The 3,841-nt window shown below is 57.1% G+C and carries 4 protein-coding genes and 1 pseudogene; 1 reads left to right on the forward strand and 4 read right to left on the reverse strand.

Annotation, left to right across the window (positions count from 1 at the left end):
• Positions 1-113 precede the first annotated feature (113 nt).
• Together WBC85_RS04610 and WBC85_RS04615 are read right to left on the reverse strand one after the other, a co-directional pair.
• Positions 114-1,406 carry a homoserine dehydrogenase gene (locus WBC85_RS04610; RefSeq protein WP_424433502.1) on the reverse strand — a complete coding sequence of 431 codons (1,293 nt, stop codon included), beginning with the start codon at positions 1,404-1,406 and terminating at the stop codon, positions 114-116.
• A gap of 102 nt (positions 1,407-1,508) precedes the next feature.
• Entirely contained in the window at positions 1,509-1,889 is a 381-nt protein-coding gene (locus WBC85_RS04615) for a hypothetical protein (RefSeq protein WP_424433503.1), read from the reverse strand.
• Positions 1,890-1,994: 105 nt separating this feature from the next.
• On the opposite strand from WBC85_RS04615, the gene WBC85_RS04620 reads away from it, so the two are divergent.
• On the forward strand, positions 1,995-2,585 hold the full coding sequence (locus tag WBC85_RS04620) for a TetR/AcrR family transcriptional regulator (protein WP_424433504.1): 591 nt from the start codon (positions 1,995-1,997) through the stop codon (positions 2,583-2,585).
• On the opposite strand, the gene WBC85_RS04625 is transcribed toward WBC85_RS04620, so the two are convergent.
• Together WBC85_RS04625 and WBC85_RS04630 are read right to left on the reverse strand one after the other, a co-directional pair.
• Positions 2,582-3,493 carry a pirin family protein gene (locus tag WBC85_RS04625; protein ID WP_424433505.1) on the reverse strand — a complete coding sequence of 304 codons (912 nt, stop codon included), beginning with the start codon at positions 3,491-3,493 and terminating at the stop codon, positions 2,582-2,584. The two genes, WBC85_RS04620 and WBC85_RS04625, sit on opposite strands and share 4 nt — an antisense overlap.
• A gap of 102 nt (positions 3,494-3,595) precedes the next feature.
• Positions 3,596-3,841: pseudogene (locus tag WBC85_RS04630) on the reverse strand (cyclic pyranopterin phosphate synthase); the annotation flags it as partial.

The raw sequence follows: 3,841 nt of genomic DNA on the forward strand, positions 1-3,841 counted from the left end.
GAGCAATGGCGCGCTTGGCGGCAGTGTTTGCGCTGACATTCAGCGTTAGGGGCGAGAGGGCCAGCCCTCTCGCGCTCTCCCGAGGTATTTAAGGACCAAAGAAGGGAAAACGTTCAGAGGTTTTCGATGCGCAGCGCGACAGGGGCTGTGGTGAGCACGTCGGTTTTGCTCATGGCCTCTAATGCGTGATCCAGTGATTGGCGCATGCATTTATGTGTCACGATCAGCACCGGCGCGGATTCGTCGACATGTCCAAGCTGGCGCATGCGGTCGATGGAGATACCTGCATCGCCAAGAATTGTCGCGATCTTTGCCATCGCGCCCGGTTTGTCCATCAGGCCAACGCGCAGATAGAAGGGCGCAGTGCTGGCGGCCATGGCCGGTGTTGCCTTGACGAGTTTCGCAGCAGGAACACCAAAGGTTGGCACGCGATTGCCGCGCGCGATATCCATGATATCGCCCATGACGGCAGAGGCGGTGGGCCCCATGCCCGCGCCGGGGCCGCGCAATACGATTTGCTCGACCTGATTGCCTTCAATCACCACCATATTGGTGCCACCATCAAGCTGGCCGAGGGGCGATGTGTCAGGGACGAGGCAGGGTGTCATGCGTTGTTCAAGACCACGGCCGGTCATTTGGGTGACGCCAAGCAATTTGATTTTGAAACCCATGTCGGCTGCGTGTTTGATGTCCTGAAGCTCGATCCGCTGGATGCCTTCGAGTTCGACAGCGTCGAAATCGACCTGTGTGCCAAAGGCAATGGACGCCAGCAGCGCAAGTTTGTGTCCTGCATCAATGCCGCCCACATCCAGATTCGGATCCGCTTCGAGATAGCCAAGTTCAGCGCATTCATCGAAAAGCGCGTTATATCCGCGGCCCGATTTTTCCATATTGGTCAGGATGTAATTGCAGGTGCCGTTCATCACGCCCATGACGCGGGTGATTTCATTGCCTGCCAGCCCCTCAAGAAGGGATTTTATGACGGGAATGCCACCTGCGACAGCGGCTTCAAAGCGGATCACATGCCCCGCGATTTCAGCCATTTCTGCCAGCGCCTGACCATGATGGGCGAGCAGCGCTTTGTTGGCGCTCACCACATCCTTGCCAGAGGCGAGCGCGGCCTCGACCGCGTCTTTCGCGGGGCCGGAATCGCCGCCGATCAATTCGACGAAGACATCCACATCATCGCGTTTTGCCAGGGCGACAGGATCACTTTCCCAGGCATAGCCAGAGAGCGAAACACCGCGCTCGCGACTTTGATCGCGGGCGCTGACGGCTGTGATGACAACGTCGCGCCCTGCGCGGGCGGACAAAAGCGCGGCCTGCTGGCGTACGATCTTTACAACACCCGTTCCCACGGTCCCCAGACCTGCAATTCCAAGTCGCAATGGCGAAAGTTGGCTCATCTGGGTGCTCCTGCATGTATCGGTATTCGAGTTCTGGTTTGCCTTTAGCTTTCACGCGCGGCAGGTGCAATGTCGCAATCGTTATTTTGCTTTAGCGAGCTATCACTCTGGCACTGTTGGCGCGGTGATGCCTGCTTCCATGCGTTTGCGCAGTTCGTCATCAATTGCAGGATCGCTGGCGGCTTGCGCATCGCGGCGCGCGCGCAATTCGTCGATGCGGTCCAGCACAGGGTCGCTGGTATCGCTTACGCCTTGTGCTTCGGGAGTGGCCTGCAAGTCATCGCGCCGCGTTGTGAGGTCTGTTTGAACCTCATCTGTGATCGTTGCTTCGGGCTCTTTAAGAAGTTCTTCCAGTGGCACCAGCTTTGGATAGGGCGTTTTGCTGTCGAATTGGGCTTCGGACACTTCCAGTTCAGGAAATTTGCCACACCCGCCAAGGCCTGCTGCGCAAAGGGCAATGAAAATGATAAAGGGTGCGCGCATAAAATTGATCCAAGACTTTGAGCTTTACTGCCGCAAGGGACAAGCCAACGCAAGGGCGATGCGATTTACGGTTTTTTCTGAACACATGTTCAGTTAACATGAGGCATGGCGAGAACCCAAGGATCCCATTCTGATTTGACCCGCCCGAGGGTGCGCGCAGCGGCACAAAGCCTGTTTGCGCAGCGCGGCTATGCTGCTGTTTCGATGCGCCAAATTGCATCAAAGGTGGGGGTTCAGGCCGGCGCGCTTTATAATTACACGCCTGACAAGCAAACCTTGCTGTTTGACTTGATGAAACAGCATATGGATGAGCTATTGGCGGCGCTGGATGCACGCGAGCCTGCCGGCGGACCTATCGCCGCGCTTGAAGCCTTCACGCGGTTTCACATCGGATTTCACCTGGAACGCCCTGATGCGGTATTCATTGCGTATATGGAACTACGCAATCTGAGCGAGGCGCATTTCAAGCAGATCGAGCAGTTGCGCGGACAATATGAAAGCGCCTTGGCTGATATCCTGCGGGCGGGGCAAAATGCAGATGTGTTTCATATTGCCGATGTGCGCGTGACCACCCGCGCGCTGGTTGCCATGTTGACCGGTGTCACAACCTGGTATCGTGATAGTGGCACCCTCAGCCGCGATCAGGTTGAGGATGTCTATTGGCATATGGTGCGCGGAGCAGTCGGCGCGGGTTAATGCGCCGGTTTGATGAAGGTGCCGTTGCGCAAATCCTTGACGGCTTGCATCAATTCCGCGCGGGTGTTCATCACAATCGGGCCGTGCCAGGCCACAGGTTCCTGCAAAGGCTGACCTGAGATCAACAGGAAACGCACGCCTTGCGCGCCGGCCTGTACCGTGACGCTATCGGATGCCCCAAAGCGCACCAATGTGCGGTTGCCAGACATATCGCGGATGTTGACCTCTTCGCCGCCAACCTCTTTTTCCAGTAATATCCCTGTCGGGGTCGACGCATCTGCGAAGGCTGCGTCGCCCTCGTAAACATATGCGAAAGAGCGGCGGTGGTGGCTTAGCTTGAAGGTCTTTTTCACGCCGGCGGGAACGGAAATGTCCAGATACTGAGGATCGGCTGCGATGCCATCCACAGGGCCCGATTTGCCCCAGAAGTCGCCGACAATAACCTTAACGCGCGTGCCGTCGTCATCGGTTATTTCGGGAATCTCTTTGGCGTCAACGTCCTGATACCGCGGCGCGGTCATCTTGAGTGAGGATGGCAAATTCGCCCAAAGCTGAAACCCGTGCATCTGTCCCTTGGCGTTACCGTGGGGCATTTCCTGATGCATGATACCTGAACCAGCGGTCATCCATTGCACATCACCCGCGCCAAGCGTGCCGGTATTGCCAAGGCTGTCGGTGTGATCGACGCTACCGCTAAGCACATAGGTGATTGTTTCGATGCCGCGATGTGGATGCCATGGAAAGCCCTTTTCGAACATGTCAGGGTGATCGCCGCGAAAATCATCGAAAAGAAGGAAAGGATCCAATTCGGTGGGGTCCTGAAACCCGAACGCGCGGTGTAGCTGCACGCCTGCGCCCTCTAGGGTTGGTCTCGCTTGCGATGTTTCAAAACGGGAACTGACGGACATGGGGTCTCTCCAATTGATGTTGAGAGGGATTTAGGGCGGCACAGCCCCGCGCACAATTCGGCGAAATCGCGCCAACTCTGTGCGTAAAAGCGCAGGGGGTGGTTAACCGCCCGTGTGGCTCATGTGGCGCGTTACCTGACCATCGGCTTTCTGGCGCGAATAATCAAAGTCATGGCCTTTGGGTTTGATCCCGATTGCGGCGCGAATGGCCTCTTGCAGGGGGGCGTCGTCTTTGGGGTTGTTGCGCAGGGGCGCGCGCAGATCGGCCATGTCTTCCTGACCAAGGCAGAGATAAAGTTCGCCCGTGCAGGTCAATCGCACGCGATTGCAGCTTTCGCAGAAGTTATG

Source organism: Planktotalea sp., assembly GCF_049680325.1.
GTDB lineage: Bacteria > Pseudomonadota > Alphaproteobacteria > Rhodobacterales > Rhodobacteraceae > Planktotalea.

Coding starts and splice junctions, on each gene's coding strand:
- WBC85_RS04615 (WP_424433503.1), bottom strand. CDS start 1,889: ATGCGCGCACCCTTTATCATTTTCATTGCCCTTTGCGCAGCAGGCCTT.
- WBC85_RS04620 (WP_424433504.1), top strand. CDS start 1,995: ATGGCGAGAACCCAAGGATCCCATTCTGATTTGACCCGCCCGAGGGTG.
- WBC85_RS04625 (WP_424433505.1), bottom strand. CDS start 3,493: ATGTCCGTCAGTTCCCGTTTTGAAACATCGCAAGCGAGACCAACCCTA.
- WBC85_RS04610 (WP_424433502.1), bottom strand. CDS start 1,406: ATGAGCCAACTTTCGCCATTGCGACTTGGAATTGCAGGTCTGGGGACC.